The sequence below is a fragment of the Neobacillus sp. GCM10023253 genome, from assembly GCF_042653105.1.
Taxonomy (GTDB): domain Bacteria; phylum Bacillota; class Bacilli; order Bacillales; family Cytobacillaceae; genus Neobacillus; species Neobacillus citreus.
On record NZ_JBHSHV010000028.1, the window covers coordinates 146,075 to 163,602 of the forward strand.

At 43.3% G+C, this 17,528-nt stretch carries 12 protein-coding genes; 3 read left to right on the plus strand and 9 right to left on the minus strand.

The window, feature by feature from the left end; translation table 11 throughout:
* Positions 1-40: 40 nt before the first annotated feature.
* Positions 41-1,372 (minus strand): gluconate:H+ symporter, encoded by a 1,332-nt coding sequence (locus ACFPA1_RS25945; protein WP_378587272.1) that lies wholly within the window; start codon positions 1,370-1,372, stop codon positions 41-43.
* 219 nt (positions 1,373-1,591) lie between these two features.
* Between ACFPA1_RS25945 and ACFPA1_RS25950 the strand changes: the two genes are divergently transcribed.
* The gene (locus ACFPA1_RS25950; protein ID WP_378587275.1) at positions 1,592-2,818 is read left to right on the plus strand and encodes an MFS transporter; all 1,227 of its coding nucleotides are present in this window, start codon (positions 1,592-1,594) and stop codon (positions 2,816-2,818) included.
* 35 nt (positions 2,819-2,853) lie between these two features.
* Here the strand turns inward: ACFPA1_RS25950 and ACFPA1_RS25955 are convergent, their stop codons facing one another.
* The 4 genes from ACFPA1_RS25955 to ACFPA1_RS25970 all read right to left on the minus strand — a co-directional run bounded on the left by ACFPA1_RS25955 (position 2,854) and on the right by ACFPA1_RS25970 (position 8,645).
* On the minus strand, positions 2,854-3,780 hold the full coding sequence (locus tag ACFPA1_RS25955; protein ID WP_378587277.1) for a ketopantoate reductase family protein: 927 nt from the start codon (positions 3,778-3,780) through the stop codon (positions 2,854-2,856).
* 96 nt (positions 3,781-3,876) lie between these two features.
* Entirely contained in the window at positions 3,877-4,989 is a 1,113-nt protein-coding gene (gene yfkAB / locus ACFPA1_RS25960; protein WP_213146510.1) for a radical SAM/CxCxxxxC motif protein YfkAB, read from the minus strand.
* 265 nt (positions 4,990-5,254) lie between these two features.
* Positions 5,255-7,384 carry a DNA helicase RecQ gene (gene recQ, locus ACFPA1_RS25965; protein ID WP_378587281.1) on the minus strand — a complete coding sequence of 710 codons (2,130 nt, stop codon included), beginning with the start codon at positions 7,382-7,384 and terminating at the stop codon, positions 5,255-5,257.
* A gap of 235 nt (positions 7,385-7,619) precedes the next feature.
* Positions 7,620-8,645, minus strand: a complete 1,026-nt coding sequence (locus ACFPA1_RS25970) for an asparaginase (RefSeq protein WP_378587284.1) — start codon at positions 8,643-8,645, stop codon at positions 7,620-7,622.
* A 182-nt stretch (positions 8,646-8,827) separates the two neighbouring features.
* Here ACFPA1_RS25970 and ACFPA1_RS25975 point away from each other — a divergent pair, with 182 nt between their 5' ends.
* A complete protein-coding gene (locus ACFPA1_RS25975) occupies positions 8,828-8,998 on the plus strand; it encodes a hypothetical protein (protein ID WP_378587287.1) in 171 nt (56 codons plus the stop codon).
* A 117-nt stretch (positions 8,999-9,115) separates the two neighbouring features.
* Here the strand turns inward: ACFPA1_RS25975 and ACFPA1_RS25980 are convergent, their stop codons facing one another.
* Together ACFPA1_RS25980 and ACFPA1_RS25985 are read right to left on the minus strand one after the other, a co-directional pair.
* Positions 9,116-10,693, minus strand: a complete 1,578-nt coding sequence (locus ACFPA1_RS25980; RefSeq protein ID WP_378587290.1) for a fatty acid--CoA ligase — start codon at positions 10,691-10,693, stop codon at positions 9,116-9,118.
* Positions 10,694-10,771: 78 nt separating this feature from the next.
* Complete coding sequence (locus ACFPA1_RS25985; protein ID WP_213146505.1) at positions 10,772-11,917, minus strand: acyl-CoA dehydrogenase family protein; 1,146 nt, start codon at positions 11,915-11,917, stop codon at positions 10,772-10,774.
* A gap of 250 nt (positions 11,918-12,167) precedes the next feature.
* On the opposite strand from ACFPA1_RS25985, the gene ACFPA1_RS25990 reads away from it, so the two are divergent.
* On the plus strand, positions 12,168-13,127 hold the full coding sequence (locus tag ACFPA1_RS25990) for a D-2-hydroxyacid dehydrogenase (protein WP_378587294.1): 960 nt from the start codon (positions 12,168-12,170) through the stop codon (positions 13,125-13,127).
* 30 nt (positions 13,128-13,157) lie between these two features.
* Here ACFPA1_RS25990 and ACFPA1_RS25995 read toward each other — a convergent pair whose 3' ends face one another.
* Together ACFPA1_RS25995 and ACFPA1_RS26000 are read right to left on the minus strand one after the other, a co-directional pair.
* The gene (locus ACFPA1_RS25995) at positions 13,158-14,384 is read right to left on the minus strand and encodes an RtcB family protein (RefSeq protein WP_378587297.1); all 1,227 of its coding nucleotides are present in this window, start codon (positions 14,382-14,384) and stop codon (positions 13,158-13,160) included.
* Between the two features lie 260 nt (positions 14,385-14,644).
* Positions 14,645-17,398 carry a dynamin family protein gene (locus ACFPA1_RS26000; RefSeq protein ID WP_378587300.1) on the minus strand — a complete coding sequence of 918 codons (2,754 nt, stop codon included), beginning with the start codon at positions 17,396-17,398 and terminating at the stop codon, positions 14,645-14,647.
* Between the last annotated feature and the right edge of the window lie 130 nt (positions 17,399-17,528).

Consider the following 17,528-nt stretch of genomic DNA (forward strand, 5'->3'; position numbering starts at 1 on the left):
AAATGAGGATGCCCTTTTGAGGCATCCTCTGCTTTTTTACTTAGACAAGCATATTCACTATAAGTGCCCCAATAAAGGCGACAAAGGAAAGAATGGTTTCGAGTACCGTCCACGTTTTAAAGGTTTCTTCAAGAGTCAGTCCCAAGTATTCTTTAACCATCCAGAACCCGGCGTCATTGACGTGTGAGAACATTAACGAGCCTGCGCCTGTTGCAATAACCAGCAATTCTAAATTGACTCCGGCCATTCCGGCCACAATGGGAGCAACGATTCCAGCAGCAGTCGTTAATGCCACTGTTGCAGAGCCTGTGGCAATCCGGATTAACCCTGCAATCAAGAACGCCAGTACAAGTGGTGATATATTCAAATCCTGAGACATGCTGGCAATTACTTTCGCCACGCCGCTATCAATAAGAATTTGCTTAAAACCGCCGCCTGCACCAATGATTAAAATAATTGAACCGACTGGTATAATACATTCTTCCACGAGTTTCTTAATTAAGTTCCTATCCATTCCATGACGGAAGCCAAGGAAATAAAAAGCTAAGAAACAAGAAATTAACAGAGCGATGACTGGGCTGCCGATAAAGGTTAACACTTTTTGCGCACCAGCTGAAAGATGCAGATATGGTGCCGCTGTTCCTAATATCATTAATATGACTGGCATTAAGATCGATAGGAAGGAAACACCAACACTTGGTACCGATTTTTTATCGGCTTGATCGTCGATTTTCACCAACGTTGGTTCGCCGGTCGGGATAACCCGTTTGTTAATCATCCATGCAAATAACGGCCCGCCAATTATACCTGTAGGAATCGCAATAATTAAAGAGTACAGCAATACTTTTCCAAGATTAGCCCCATAAATTCCGATTGCTGCAATCGCCCCGGGATGCGGCGGGACAAGACCGTGTGTGATGGACAAACCAGCAATAGCCGGCAGACCAACTAATAAAATATTTTGTTTAGAAGCTTTTTGGATGGAAATAACCAGCGGTAACAGAATTAAAATTCCCACTTCAAAAAATACGGGAATACCGATAATAAAGCCTGAGAAAAACATCGCCCATGGCAGCTTCTTTTCGCCAAATGCCCTAATAAAGAAATTGGCAATTTGCAATCCTGCCCCTGATTCAGCGAGCATTTTACCTAAAATTGTACCTAGTGCCAAAATGCCTACTAAGTGTCCTAAGACTGCGCCGACCCCTGTTTCATAGGAACCGACAATCTTGTCCCAGCCCATTCCGGAAAAAATCGCCAAGAATAGTGCTGCGACCATTAAACTAATAAATGCATGCCACTTAAACCAAGAAACTCCTAAAATGACAATGATAATTGCCAGCAGTGTGATGAGTAACAAATATGCATCCATTATAACTGCCACCCTTCTGTAATGTAAAAAAGCTTATAAATGATTTGAAACCATTTTCACGCCTATTTGCTAAATTTCTCCTTATTGTTCTTCAACGAGTACGAGCTTATACAAATAGCCAATCCCACAAACCATAAATATAAATGAAATTTCCTATTTAAATTTTTCTGAAATTTCGGTAAAATAATATTTAGAGAATCGAAATAAATACAGAAAGAAGTGTTATCTAACTTGAAACAACAGGACCAGGCAAAACGAAATTTAGCCATCATGTGGTTCGCCAACTTTTTTGTAGCTGGAAGCATGACAATGGTTCTGCCGTTTATCTCCCTGTACATCGAGTCACTGGGTGATTTTTCAGAGAAATACGTCCAGCATTGGTCAGGTTTAACATTCGGTATTACATTTGTGTCCGCCTTCCTCTTTTCGCCGATTTGGGGCAGGATCGGCGACCGTTATGGCAGAAGAAAAATCCTGATCATTTCGGGAATGGGAATGGCTTTTTCGATCCTGTTAATTGGGTTTGCCCAATCGGTTTGGCAGCTTTTCATGCTCCGCTTTTTTATGGGCTTCTTCTCAGGATTTATTCCAATGTCACAGGCACTTATCTCCACACAAACGCCGAAGGAAATTGCCGGCCGTGTCCTCGGCACCCTGCAAACAGGAAGTATTACGGGTTCCTTATTAGGCCCGATGCTTGGCGGGGTTCTCGCTGACACCTTTGGCTATGCAGACACCTTTAAGTGGACCTCCGTCACGATTTTCCTTTCCGCCCTGCTTGTGATAGCAGTAAAAGAAGTTCGAATAGAAGTAAAAAAGGGAGTGAAGTCCCACTATTCAAGCAAAGAAGTTGTCCAGCATATTATCCGTAATCCGGTCATGCTGACTGTTCTGCTCATCTCAGCCCTTGTACAAATCGCCCATTTTAGTATTCAGCCAATCCTATCACTATTTGTAGGCGAGCTGCATGGCCCTAAAAATATCGCCTTTTATTCAGGAATTGCTTTTTCTGCTGCTGGTTTAGGGAATTTATTGATGTCCAGAAGATGGGGAAATATTGCTGACCGGCACGGTTATATTAAGGTTTTGGTGATTCTTCTTTTCCTAGCGGGAATTATTTACTTACCTGGGGCCGCGGTTACAAATCTTTGGCAGCTGGTCATCATTCGGTTTGTTCTAGGGGTTGCCATCGGGGGAATTATTCCGGTGCGAATTGCTTATATCCGCCAGGAGGCACCTCTTGCCATGCAAGGTGAGGTTCTTGGCTATAACAACAGTCTGAGGTTTCTTGGAAACATCATTGGCCCAATGCTCGGCGGCTTTATTTCCGGATATCTTGGTTTTTCGGCTGTATTTATCAGTACCAGCGCGTTATTAATCATTAGCGGTGTAATTTTGTTGGTATCTATGAATAAGCATCCAAAGCTGGCAAAGCACACGGCATAGAGGGTGAGCAACTTTTTGCTCACCCTTTTTATTATTTATTTGCCTTGCTGCAGTTGCAGTTCATACACTTTTAAATTGGCATAAACAGCTTCTAAAACCGGAACTGGAATTTGTTCTTTACGAGCGATCGTTAATAAATACCCATGCAGATGGTCCGCTTCGACAGAAAGCTGCTTCTCCATATCCCGCTGCATCGAGGATTTCATCGCATAGCCCAAGCTATCAATTTGATTAAGTTGAAGTGCTGCTATATCTTCAGGCAGAGGCGCACCAATTTTGTTCATGACGGAAATGATTTCTTGTGACAGTTTTTCGATTGTTGCCCGGCCGCTTGGCATTTCCCTGATTGGTCCAATCGGCGCCCTCATCAGAGTCGTAATTCCTGACATCATCGAAATAAACAAATATTTGTTCCATAAATCCTGATTAATGTTGTCGCTGAGTCGATAGCCAGACCTAGTGCCGCTGAAGGCTTCTTCAATTTTTAAGATTCTTTCAGTCTTTTCACCGGTTAATTCACCAAAGACAATATCGTGTCTTGGGCTTGTTTGGATGATTCTTCCCTCTTGGTCTAGGGTAGTTTCAATAAAGCACAGGCCGCCAATGATCCGCTCTTGGCCGAACTCTGCTGCTAATTGTTCAATATGGGAGATTCCGTTTAATAATGGAAGAATGGCTGTCTTTTCATTTACATATTGCCGGAAGCTATCAATTGCACCTTGCAGGTGATAGGCTTTCGTCGAGAGCAGGATTAAGTCAAACGGATCCGCTTCCTCTCCAGACAAAATCAGTTTTGGAGTCAGTGTGACGCTGCCGTGAACACTATCAATGACAAGCCCTGCTTGGTCAAGCTGCTTCTTTCTTCCTTCTCTTACTAAAAAAGTGACATCAACGCCTTTTTCCTGCAAGCGTCCGCCAAAATATCCGCCAACTGCCCCTGCACCAACGACTAAAATCCTCATGCTACAAACCCCCTATGTATAAAACTATAATTCTAGTATAAGGGAATTTTTACTAAATAGTAAGATAAAAAAGCAGGATACTCTGTCATCCTGCTTTTAAATATTGGTCTGCCGTTTTGAAAAATCAATGTCTTGATAATAGCTGTTTTTGACAAGAATATTTGGGCCAAGACACCTTACGGATGGACAGTGGCAGCTCAGTTCTTTTGCTAAGTTCGAGGTTTGCCATGTCTGATACGCATCTTGAAGTTTCGTCGTTTGAATGTTTCCGAGCGGAGGAGCATCACCAAAATCAGTTACGATAATATCTCCGTTGAAGATGTTGACATTTAGACGGGAGCGGCCGTCAGGGTCGTTTCGAACGGTGATATTTTTGCTGGAATAGAGCCGTTTTAATAGGTTAAGGTCCTCCTCTTTATTGTTGCACGGATAAAATGGCAGTGTGCCAAACAGCATCCACGTTTTTTCATCCCTAATGTCCAACAAACGATGGATCGCCTCTCGTATTTCTTCGAGCGTCAGCACTTCCAAATTGCTAGCGAAGTCACTCGGATACATCGGATGCACCTCGTGCCTTTGGCAAAGCATCTCATCGACAATTTGCCGGTGAATTTTTTCAAGATGCGGCAGCGTCCGTTTGTTTAACATTGTTTCTGCGGATACCATCACACCTGCTTTGACAAGCTCGCGGCTGTTCTCTATCATTCTTTCAAAATATTTAGCCCGCTGCTGGTGATCAGGCTTTTTTTCCATCCGGGCAAAACCGCCCTCAACAAAATCGTCTATAGTTCCCCAGTTATGCGAAATATGTAGGACGTCCAAATAAGGAATAATTAATTCATAGCGGTCGAGGTCCATTGTTAAATTAGAATTGATTTGCGTCCGCACTCCGCGTTCATGTGCGTATTTTAAAATGGGAACGACATAATTTTTGATTGAGGAAAGGGAAAGCATCGGTTCGCCGCCAGTGATGCTAAGGGCTCTTAGTGTCGGGATTTCCTCCAGCCTTTGTAATAGCAGTTCGAGCGGAAGAGCCTCCGGATCCTTTGTCTGCAAGGTATAGCCGACCGCACAATGCTCGCAGCGCATATTGCAAAGTGTTGTGGTGGTGAATTCAATATTCGTCAACTGGGGCTTTCCGTACTCCTCAATGTCCAGATAGGCTTCCCAAGGATCATATTGAGGGGAAATTTTTTTCATCGTTTTCATGATTTGCTCCTTTAAATCGAATCTAACAAACTTAATTATTATAGCCGACTTTGTGGATTTGATGGTACACAAAAGCTTATGAACACCATTACGTTTATATTCAGATGGATGCTTGTCAATCTGCTTATCCGTTTATCGACAAATTGCCGGGGAAATAGAACAAATTTATAGGAATATCGACAAACTCTTTGAATTTCCAGAAATTTATATTCTCGTCTTTCAAAAAAGGCTGTACCTGACACTAGCGCCTTGTACAGCCCTGTTTTTATTTTTTTTTGCTTAAAAAATACACATATACTTTAATCATAAAATAACTCACTTCATCTGGAAGCAAATCTTTAATAGGTTTTAGGCGGTCTCGGCCAGCTTGTTCCACTGCTTTTTCTAAAAGCGGAATATACTCGCCTGGAATCAGCCTTGTAAAATCAACAGCAAGTCCCTGCTGGGCACATTGCAGCAAATGATTTTCGACAGTGCTTACTGCCAACTCGCGCTGTTCGGCTATTTCCTGAATGGATAATTGGCTTTGATGCAGGTTCAATGTCTCTAAGTGCGAATCTGTCACCGCTTTTTTCGCCGGCTTTTTTGCCGCTACCGGTTCAGGTTCCAATTCGCTTTGGTAGTTTGGGTTTTCCTCTAAAAACGCTCGAATCACTTGGATAAACTCCAATCCATATTTTTGAAGCTTGTGTTCCCCTACCCCGCTCACATTTAACATTTCTTCACTTGCTTTCGGCAGCTTAGCACACATATCCTTTAGCGAAGCATCTGAGAAAATCACAAACGGAGGGACTTTTTCTGCCTCGGCAATCCGTTTGCGGGCTTCCCTTAATTCTTCAAATAATGGGTCACTCTTAGTTACTTGTTTCACCTGGACAGTTTCCCTGCGATGGACCTGCTGATTTCCGAGTAAAACTTCTTTTCCCTTTGTTGATACATAAATGGTTGGAAAGGTACCTTGCTCGATCGCTAGCAAGTCCTGTGAAATCAAGAATTCGATAAAATCACTGACATCCTTTGCACTTTTGTCCTTCATGATTCCGTACGTTGATAACCTTTCGAAACCCATTTCGGTGACTTTTTTATTTTTCGAGCCTGTTAATACCTGTGCGGTGATGTTTTTACCAAAGCGCTGCCCCATCCGAATCACACAGGACAAAATCATTTGCGCTTCTTTTGTTACATCAATGCTTGTCCTTGCGTCCGTGCAATTTCCGCATCTGCCGCACGGCTCCGTTTCTGTCTCACCAAAATAATGCAAAATAAATTCCTGCAGGCAGCTTTCTGTATGGCAATAATCGACCATCTGCTGGAGTTTTTCAAGTTCTTGAGTCATTCTGGTCCTATCGCTGGATTGGTCAATTAGAAAACGCTGAATTTGCACATCCTGCGGCGAGTAGAGCACGATACATCCGCTGGCGAGTCCGTCACGGCCTGCACGTCCCGCCTCCTGATAGTAGCTTTCCATATTTTTTGGAAGCTGCAGGTGAATACAATAGCGGATATTGGATTTGTCGATTCCCATTCCAAATGCAGATGTCGCTACCATAACCGAAGCTTGGTCTGTTAGGAACCGTTCCTGCTCGAGGGCGCGTTCCGCATCCCCCATTCCGGCATGATAGCGGGCGACATTGATGTTTTCCTTTCGGAGCCGTTCGTAAAGGATATCGACATTTTTCCGTGTCGCAGCATAAATAATGCCCGCTTCTTTGTCATTCTTTTTCAGATAATCTAACAGATATTTAAGACGATCCTGTCCTTTAATGACAGAGAATGAGAGATTTTCACGTTCAAAGCCTGTGATAATGGTGTTTCGTTCATCTATTTCCAGCAGGCTGCAAATATCTTCCCGCACCCTTGGTGTTGCCGTTGCAGTTAAGGCGATGACGCTTGGCCTTTGCGGCAGCATTTGAATCATTTTTTGGATATGCCGATAGCTCGGTCGGAAATCATGCCCCCACTGTGAAATACAGTGCGCTTCGTCCACTGCGATTAATGGGATTTCCATTTGTCTAAGGTCGTTTAGGAATTCCGGCGATTCCAACCGTTCGGGTGCTATGTACAATAATTTGTATTCTCCGTGCTTTGCTGCTTGGATTCGTTCATAGGCCTCCTGGAAACTAAGCGAGCTGTTAATAAAAGTGGCTGGAATTCCTACCTGAATAAGGGCATCGACTTGATCCTTCATTAATGAGATCAGCGGAGAGACAACAATGGTGGTACCTGGGAGAATGAGAGCAGGAATCTGATAGCAGATCGATTTTCCGCCGCCAGTCGGCATGACGCATATAGTGTTATTTCCTGTTAAAACGGATTGAATTGCCTGCTCTTGGCCGGTGCGGAAGGAGCTGTAGCCAAAGTGGGATTGCAGCAGGGGAAGTGCTTGTTCAAACAAGGGAAGTCCTCCTTTTACTTTGAAGATAGATTTAATCCCCTCTATTATACTACTTTCTAAATAGATATGAAAAATTGAATAGTTATCGTTTGGTTAATCCTCATAACGACCGGGACTCTGATTTTACCTATCGTTCAGGTGTTATGAGCCCTTCATAACGACCCGTGCTCCGATTTTACCCATCGGTCAAGTCTTATGAATCTTTCATAACACCACGCCCCAAAAAATAAATAGATTAAACCTGACTGGATGTGGCTGGCTGCAATTTAAAATCCGCTACCAATTCACCAATTACCTCATTACGAGCATTGCGCAACTTCGGACGGTGGTACTCAGCAAGTTCTTCGATTTGCTCCACAGTTACTAAATTCAGCTGTTTCAACACTTCGACTGCTGCAGGAAAGACCGCGCGGCTATTGCCGTCTTCAACCTTGATGGCAATCCCGAGCCCTGTTTCAAGATCACCAATACAATAAACAGCCTCCGCCCCAACCTTGCCTATGAATCTGCCTTTTCCTATCCTCATAAAATCGGAACAAAAACGGTCTGTCCCGCCAACCATTTCCGGGGCTATTATCATTGCCTTCGCCACCCGTCTAACGGCATTACGACGATTTTCAGGCAGGGCATCCGGCTGTGCCAAGCGGGCATATCCATAAGCAATTTTTTCAAGAGGCAGGCCATGAACCGGTACGCCGCATCCGTCGATACCTATTTCTATTTTTTCTATCGGATAATCCGTCATCTCACTGACAGCGGCAAGAATCCGCTGTTGAACGGGATGATTCAGCTCGTAATAGTTTTCGAGTGTCTCTCCTAAATGTTTGGCAGTCACGAGCATCCCGGTATGCTTTCCGGAACAATTGTTATATAAAGGAGTAATCTCTTTACCTTCACGGATTAGCTCTTTATATCTCTCTTCCCATCGCGGTGGATGGGTTCCACATTTCAAGCAAATGTCTTCAAGGCCTGCCCTTGCAAGAATGGCTAGAACCCTGTCTGTATGCATTTTCTCTCCATTGTGCGAAGCACAGCATAACGAAAGATCGGCATCGCTGAAGCCATAATGATCAGCTGTCCCCGTTTCCACTACAGGAATTGCCTGAATCGGTTTCATCGAAGAACGGGCGAAAACCACTGCTTCAGGATTGCCTGCATAATAAAGTAAATTCCCCTTGGCATCCACCACTGCAATATGTCCATGATGAACGCTTTCAATTAAATTACCCCTTGTTACGTTTACTAAGTTGGTAGACTCCAAGTTCACTCATCCCTTAAAAAAATTTCAAATCACAATTATGAAACAAAAATAGGACTTTCACAACCGATAAAAATGTTTTAAAAATGTTCAAATTTCACCCCTATTTTATGTGATATACGTCACACAAAACGAAGAAAACATTATTTACAATTTAATTAAGTTATTAAAAGGGGGAATTAAGAATGGCAGTCGCTTGGTTGGTTACAATTGCTTCATTTATTCTTTTTTATTATACAACATCCGTTATTATGGACGGACTTAGAGAAAGAGAACAATATGAATTATCTATTTTAGATGCCCAAATTCAAAGAAACTTTGCAAATCATTCAGAGATTCCGAGAAAAGCAAGTTAGTTTGTGTTTTTAATAAGCTTTACTATTATAAAAACAGACTGCCGTATAAACGCGGCAGTCTTTACTATTTTAAATAGGCTAAACCCAAATTCCTTTGGTACAGCATCACTTAAACTATCACTTATTTGTTGAATCTGGGCTGAAAAGCTCCTCTAATTGTTTTCGCAGAACGAATTTCTGGATTTTTCCGCTGGCGTTCCGCGGCAGCGCTTCACAGAAAATGTATTTGCGCGGACGTTTATAGTTTGCTAGGCTGTTGCTGTTTTTGCAATATTCGTCTAGGTCCTGCTCGGTGATATTCGGGTCTTTTTTTACAACGAAGGCTGTGACGGTTTCCCCCCAGCGGTCGTCAGGCTGTCCGATGACAGCCACATCTAGCACGCCATCATGTGCATGGAGCACGTCTTCCACTTCGCGCGGGTAAATATTCTCACCGCCGCTGATGATCATGTCGTCGACCCGATCATTTACAAAAAGGTAACCCTCATCATCCATGTAGCCGATGTCGCCTGAATGATACCAGCCCTTATACATCGCCTTTTCTGTAGCCTCTTCACGATTGTAATAACCTAGCATCATACTTGGCCCTCTTACAATAATTTCTCCTGCTTCTCCTGCTGGACAAACATCACCTGGATCGGACGGCCCATCCTCCCGGGTCCTGACAACGCGAATTTCATGGTTTAGTCCCGCTTGTCCCGCAGACCCTGCTTTTCTCAGCTGGTCTTTTTCCGACAGGAAGGTTATGGCAGGGCCCATTTCTGTCATCCCGTAAGCTTGAATCAAGGAGATGCCCAAGCGGTCATGGAGAGCATGGACAAGTGATGGCGCCATTGGAGCGGCACCATATAAGCCTAGCTTCAGGCTTTCGGTATTGTACTTGCTCAAATCTTCTTGCAGAAGCATATTCCACATGGTAGGCGCTGCAAAGAACTTTGTAATTTTTTCGTTTTCGATTAATGACAGTATCACTTTCGGATTAAATTGATGCAGGACGACGTTTTTCGCCCCTATTTGCACCCTTGGCAGGAACGCACAGTGGAGTTCGGCACAATGGAACATCGGAGCTGTAACAAGGCCGACATCCTCTTTTTCAAGCTTTTGGGAGGCAACGCAGAGCAGGCTTTGGTCGACCATATTACGGTGGCTATGCATGACCCCTTTAGGTCTTCCTGTTGTACCGCTCGTATAAATAAAGGCATAAATATCATTTTCGTTTACTTCGGCTTGGATTGCTTCTGCAGTGGCGGAGGTGAGTTTTTCTTGGTAGCTGGCGGCATAGGCTGGAGCCTCTTCATCAATAAACCAGAACGAGATTCTGTCAAAGCGGCTGGCAATAGCCGTGATTACTGGCTCCAATGCCTTTTCAAAAATTACAACCTTAGGGGCGGCATCGGATAAAATAAACGCTACTTCCTCCGACATGAGGCGGAAGTTAATCGGGTTGAAGATGGCACCGATTTTCGCACAGGCAAAAAAGGCAGTTCCTAGTTCTTCTGTATTAAACATAAAGGTAGAGACGCGGTCTCCTTTTTTCACGCCTAGTTTAAGGAGAGCATTTGCCAGAAGATTAACCTGCTCATTCCACTCTTTATAGGTGTAGCGGACATTTTTGCGAACATCATAGAGGGCTTCCTTGTTGGGGTACTTTTGGACTGTTAATTCAAAAATTTTACCGATAGTCGTATTGCTCATTTACTCGCCTCCATTTTATTTGGATTTATAAGGAGGCAATCGGCCAGCGGCCAATTGCCATCATTATCATGTGGTTTTTTATAATCCTAAATTTTTCGCAATTATGGTTTTCATAATTTCATTGGTACCTGCATAAATAGCTCCTACTTGAATATCACGGAACCGTCTAGCAATCTCGTATTCTTCCATGTAGCCGTAGCCGCCATGTAGCTGCATACATTCGGATGCAACCTTCTTGGCAATGTCGGTCAGCTTCCATTTTGCCATGGACACCTTGGTCACAACGTTTTTCCCTTCCATATGCTCGGCAATCAGCTGATCCAAAAAGGCTCTGCCCATTTCAATATCGGTGGCCATTTCGACAATTTTGAATTGCGTATTTTGGAACTGGCTGACTGGTTTGCCGAATGCTTCACGGCTTTTTACATATTCAATCGTCTTTTGCAGCATCACTTCGGCTGCTGTTTGCGCTCCAATTGCCACTAGCAGGCGTTCCTGCTGAAGTTTTTCCATCAAATATAGGAAGCCTTTTCCCTCTTCTCCTAGAAGGTTTTCCTTTGGCACACGGCAGTCTTCAAAAATTAACTCTGCCGTATCCTGGGAATGGAGACCAACCTTGTTCAGCTTGCGGCCTCTAGAAAATCCGGGAGCGTCACGCTCAATGACCAGCAGGCTGACGCCCTTATGCTTTGGAACTGCCTGCAGATCGGTCTTCACCGCCACCACGATGAGGTCCGCTTGAATACCGTTGGTGATAAAAGTTTTTTGTCCATTGACAATATAATGGTCCCCGTCAAGCTTAGCAGTGGTTTTAATATTGGCAAGGTCAGAACCTGTCCCTGGCTCTGTCATCGCAATCGCAGTAATGATTTCACCGGTGACGCACTTCGGCAGCCAGCGCTGCTTTTGTTCCTCTGTTCCATAAGCGGTTATGTAAGGAACGACTATATCACTATGAAGTCCAATTCCTATCGTTCCGGTTCCGACTCGTTCAAGCTCTTCATTAATAACAACCGAAAAGCCCCAATCAACCCCGCTGCCTCCATATTTTTCATCAATGTCTGGACAAAGGAAGCCTTGCTCACCCATCTTCGTCCAAAACGAGCGGGGAATGAGTCGATTTTCCTCCCATTGCTCATAAAAGGGATATGCTTCCTTTTCTAAAAACTTTCTTAAAGACTGGCGAAAAATTTCATGATCTTCATTTAAATAAGGGTGTTTCATTCCTATAAACCTCTCTTTCTAGAAAACGCTTTCTTCATTTTCTATTTTAACAAAAACAGAGACTTTTTTGTATTTTTAATCCTTATTTTTCCACATGAAAGATGTCGGTGCTCCTTTCTACTAACCAATTGCGGGACACTTTTGATTTTTACGTTTAGAATTAACTAGAAAAGTCAAATCAGTTACCTTTTTTTGAAAATTCCTATATCATTAGTTTAGATTGATTTGCAATGAATGGAGGAACCAAGCCTTGCGAAGAAAAATTGTAATTACTCATAACCTTGAACAGAATCTGTTCGACCAAATTAAAATGGTTGTTCCTGATTGGGAATTGATTGCAAGTAAGGAAAAGAATATTTGGCAGGAACATGCCAAGGATGCTGAAATCATTGCCGGATGGAAAAAAGGCCTTGATGAATATTGCCTTGCTCCTGATTCAAAACTGAAGTGGCTCCAAAGTTGGAGTGCCGGTGTCAATACCTTGCCGCTTGAAAAGCTGGAAGCCCATAATATTCTTTTAACAGGTGCAAGCGGCGTGCATGCCTATCCCATTTCTGAAACAATTTTCGCCTTAATGCTAGGTCTAACCCGAAAAATCCATACATATGTACAAAACCAGCAAGCCAAAACCTGGCATCATGCTAATATGAAGCTCGAAATCCATGGAAAAACGATTGGCATTATCGGGGTCGGAACAATCGGAAAGGAAACCGCCAAAATTGCCAAAGCTTTTGGGATGAAAGTTCTCGGTGTACGGCATTCGGGCCAGCCGGCTGAGTTTGTCGATGAGATGTACACTACCGATCAATTGGACGCACTTTTACCGCAGTGCGATTATGTGGTAGTCACCTTGCCGCTGACGAAAGAAACACGCCGCATGTTCGGCGCCGAACAGTTCAAACTCATGAAACCTGAGGCCTTCTTTATCAATATCGGCCGTGGTGAAATCGTGGTTGAAGAAGAAATCGTCAAAGCCTTGCAGGAAGGTGAGATTGCCGGAGCAGGTCTAGATGTTTTCGAAAAAGAGCCATTAAGCCAGGACAGTCCGCTTTGGGAATTGGAAAATGTCATTATCACTCCGCACACCTCCGGTTCCACTGAGCATTATAATGATCGTGTCGTCGAAAATATCTTGATACCGAATTTAAAAAGCTACCTTTCAGGTGAAGACCCTTCTATTAATCTTGTTGATTATGCAAAAGGGTATTAAATAGAAGAGAGACCACTTGCGGTCTCTCTTCTATTTTTTATATCTTCCAGGAGTGTATTTTTCACTCGCCTTAAAGTTATATACCGGTTTAATAAAGCTTGCAATCACGACGGTTTCTTCCACTTTTTCAAGAATTTCATTGATTGGCTTGTAGGCCATTGGCGCTTCATCTAGTGTCTCTTCGGAAACTGATGTCGTCCATACGCCCTTCATTGTGTTGTGGAAATCATCCATCTTTAATTTCTTCATGGCCTGGGTCCGGCTCAAGACGCGGCCCGCTCCATGCGGTGCCGAGTAATTCCACTCGTCATTTCCTTTTCCTACTGCTAAAATCGACCCGTCCCGCATGTTGATAGGAATAATCAGCCGCTCCCCTTTTTGTGCAGATACTGCACCCTTACGCAAAATCAGGTTATCTGTATCGATATAGTTGTGTATTGTATCGAAACGGTCCGCTTCTTCGAACTCCATATTTTCAGTAATCGCTCTGGCGATTTCTTCACGGTTGGCTTTTGCGAATGCCTGAGCCAGTTTCATGTCATGAATATAGTCATTAAAATCCTCGCCTTCCAAATAAGCTAAATCATCCGGAATGATGGGATTTTTTTCTTTGTAGTTTTGAATCATAGCTTGAATTTCCATTTGGCGCCGCTCAGTCTTTAGTTTTTCAATGATTTCGCTTAAATCATGCTTACGGAGCTTAGAAATGGCCAGCTTTTGATAATATTGTGCAATCTTTGCTCCTATATAGCGACTTCCGGTATGGATAGTTAAATAGTGGAATCCTTCAGAGTCAGTCGAAACCTCAATGAAATGATTGCCGCCACCAAGCGTTCCAAGACTATAAAGGCTTTTATTCTGACTCAGAATATGGGCTGCTTTAAATTCTTCCGTGGACGGAAAACTCGTGTTAACGAAACCGACAGTCTCATCCGTATGAATCTCTTGCCCACTCGGGACGTACGTCCTTATCACTTGATCCAGTTTATTAAAATCGACCTTTTTTTCTTGAAGTTTGACAGTCAGAACGCCGCAGCCGACATCCACGCCTACCAGATTCGGGACCACTTTATCCTTCAATTGAATGGTTGTGCCGATCACGCAGCCTTTCCCGGCATGATAGTCTGGCATGATACTAATTTTGGTATCTTTTAAAAAAGCTTGATTACAAAGCTCCTTGATTTGCTCAAGAGCTGCTTCCTGCGGGTAATTGGAGAATACCTTTGCCTCCGTCTGTGTTCCCGTTATTTTAATCACGAGTTTTTTCGCCTCCTTTTACAGATATTAACAATAGGCTACCATTGATGGGGGATTTAAACAATCGATTTTTGTGCGACAAATTTCTTTTGCAACTATTAGGTATATGAAGGACATTTTGATTCGACTGACAACTGTTTTTGTCCTTCATCCGGCTTATCAAGGACATTTCGCTACTTCCGGAACCTGATTTTGTCCTTCATCCCCCAGCAACTAAAAAAGAAGATGCCCCCACCACTGGACATCTCCCAACAAAACTATTAATATATCGTCTGCATTCCTTTTCCGGCCACTGTCATCCACTCGAACTGGCGCAGCCTTACCTCGAACAGCGTAAGCGGGTCGCGGAACATTTCCGGGTTGGCGTTCAACTTGTTCAGCATCTCGCGGTTTGATGCCGCTTCTCCGCGCGTTTCTTCCACTGCAGATTTTAAGACACCTAGTGGACTCTTGAAAAACCAAGAGACATCCCTCTCCAACGATTTTTCAAATAGCTCGAACGGTTGGAAAAACTGGCGGCAGACCTGTGCAGCAACCTCTGTATAATCCTCGTTTTCCACAAAGGACTTGTATTTGTTATATACCATCGTTTTGTTCTGCGACAAGGCCCCAAACAGCTTCCCGGCACTTTTCAATAAGAACTGCGAAGGAGTCCGCTTCAGCAAAATATTGACAGGCTCAAGCACGAATCGGCTTGTCATTCGGTCGATATCGCGGAGCCAATCATCAAGCACCTTAAAATCACACTCAAGGCTAAGCCTCTCTTCGCCGTACATTTGATTGAAACCTGCACCGAGCTCAATTAATAAATCCTGCCCTTGGTCAAATTCCTCCCGACAGCCCTTAATCCATTCCTGAAGCCTTTTATAGTAATTCGGCATTACCTGCTGCTCCAGATAATCCTGAATGCGGTTGTTCATCTCATGATTCAGGTCCAAATGAATGGTACTGAAATTACTGTCCTCCTCGATCAAGTTCGAGCACTCTGACAGCATTTTGGGAATAGCTTCAAAAATATCCGCCTCAATCGATTCCTTTACAGAGCGGTACAGCTTGGTGATTGACTTTGTTTTCTGCGATACCTCATCATTCAATTGATGGACAGCACCACTTAACTTCATATTCATTTCCTCGTTCCAATGAACCGTTTCAATTAAGCGATTTTCAACGTCAAGCCGCTTTTGCAAAAGACCTGCAATCGTCGCGCGAATAAAATATAACAGTTTAGCAAGACGTTTATCTGCTATGTTTCTTGTATTACGAATTGAGTCGATAAACACCTGTAGATCGCTTAACTGCTGTACACGGTCATATTGTGAAGAAAAGCCTAACAGCTTGGCATCAGGCAAATAAGAATGAATCGCATGCTTCGTTTCCTCATAAACCTTAATGGCATCCTGTTCATTTACAATTGTGTCCAGCTTACTCAACAGAAAATGAATCGGCAGGTCAGGGGCAAGTCCTTGGATTTGTGCCACAACCGCCCGCTCTTTTTCCGTAAACGGAGCATTCGCATCCAATACAAACAAAACAGAGTCAGCAAGGTTTAAATACTTCAAAACCTCAAAACGGTCGTTTTGGTTCCCTTTTAACCCTGGTGTATCAATTATAGCCAAACTATTCTCCTGTAAAAAAGGAGTTGGCTGCTTAAATTCAATGATGGACTCAAGCGCATTACGAAGACGGTCCATGCGCTCTTGGAAGTCTGTAAATCCGGAAAGTGTCTTAACCTCTCCGTCAGTTATTTCGGTAATATCCACTTCTCCGCCGTTTTTAAACATCACAACGGATGAAGTAGGGCTGTCCTGAACGTCCTCACCGAAGATGGTATTGATAAAGGTAGACTTTCCGCTGCCTACGAGTCCGGTAACAAACAGATGCTGCGTATCGAAGTCAACAAGCTGGTCAACAATCCAGTTCACACGGTTGTTTTTCCCCATATCGTTGACTTCCGCCCATTTAATAATCGCTTCAAGTAACGACAAGCACTCTTCCAGTTCATCCATGTCACACTCTGTCTTGCTGATTAAATGTTCAGCCTCCTCCACAATGGAGACGCTGAGGCTTGCCGGAAATAGTTCGTTCCAGGACAAAATAGCCGCTGCCGCGGCAACAACATTCCCGCCATCAGCTAGCCGCACCCAGTTTGTCAGCAGGTCCGGAAGAAAATCATCAATTTGTTTAATGTAGTACTTACCGCCAATATAGTGAAAATACGTATCTTTATGCAGTCGCGAAAGCTCGCGCAATTGATCTTGGCGGTCCAACTCCAGATTCAACAATAATTGATTGATTTCCTTAATCCAAAGCAGATAGGAATTTTCATTCATATAACTGTTCCATAACGATGAAACAAGCTGCTCAAATTTTTCCTTATTTACGCCATATAAACTAAATAAGGCATGGGAAAAATAGCTAGGTGACAGCGTCCGTGTCACTCCTTTTTCCACATAGGTGTTTAGAATTTCAAACCACTCAAGCGAATCTGTCCGCTTTGCTTCGTTTACCGCTAGTTCAATGGCATTATCCCAATCTTCCCGCTCTTCAAAAAAAGCGCGGGCCACATTCGTGACATTTGGGTAATCCGGATAAGCAGCCACCGTTCTTTTAATGACCGCCACAGCGGCATCAATTTTACTGCGTTCAATATAAAGAGCAAATAACTTTAACGCGACCTCAGCATTCAATGTAGAATTATCGGTTTCAATCACCGTGTATATATCTTCCGCCGCCGACAACAGGCCCAGTTCATAATAGGCATCCGCGGTATTTTTTCTGGCCCACGGTTCAAGCTCGTTGATAATATTTTCCCATTTAAAAATAGCTGCTTCATAGTCCTTATGATGAAAATATACTTCCCCTTGGGCATACCTTATCCGTGTTAAATCCGGGAGATCCTTTCGGGCTTCCTCCTGAAATGCTTCCCCCAGCACCTTAATGGGGTGTTCATCCTCATGTTCATTAATGAACATTTTATAATAGGTTTTATCCTTTAACTGATCTTCTAACGTCATTTCTATCCCCCCAATTGCCAACACTCTATTGTATATATGGTAAAGAGGCATAATTATTCCTCATACTATTCGAAGGTTATGTGGCTTATAAGTCCCTTTTTACCGATTTTACCAAATGTTTTTATGTAAA

Coding starts and splice junctions, on each gene's coding strand:
- ACFPA1_RS25945 (WP_378587272.1), bottom strand. CDS start 1,372: ATGGATGCATATTTGTTACTCATCACACTGCTGGCAATTATCATTGTC.
- ACFPA1_RS26000 (WP_378587300.1), bottom strand. CDS start 17,398: ATGACGTTAGAAGATCAGTTAAAGGATAAAACCTATTATAAAATGTTC.
- yfkAB (WP_213146510.1), bottom strand. CDS start 4,989: ATGAAAACGATGAAAAAAATTTCCCCTCAATATGATCCTTGGGAAGCC.
- ACFPA1_RS25985 (WP_213146505.1), bottom strand. CDS start 11,917: ATGAAACACCCTTATTTAAATGAAGATCATGAAATTTTTCGCCAGTCT.
- ACFPA1_RS25980 (WP_378587290.1), bottom strand. CDS start 10,693: ATGAGCAATACGACTATCGGTAAAATTTTTGAATTAACAGTCCAAAAG.
- ACFPA1_RS25975 (WP_378587287.1), top strand. CDS start 8,828: ATGGCAGTCGCTTGGTTGGTTACAATTGCTTCATTTATTCTTTTTTAT.
- ACFPA1_RS25955 (WP_378587277.1), bottom strand. CDS start 3,780: ATGAGGATTTTAGTCGTTGGTGCAGGGGCAGTTGGCGGATATTTTGGC.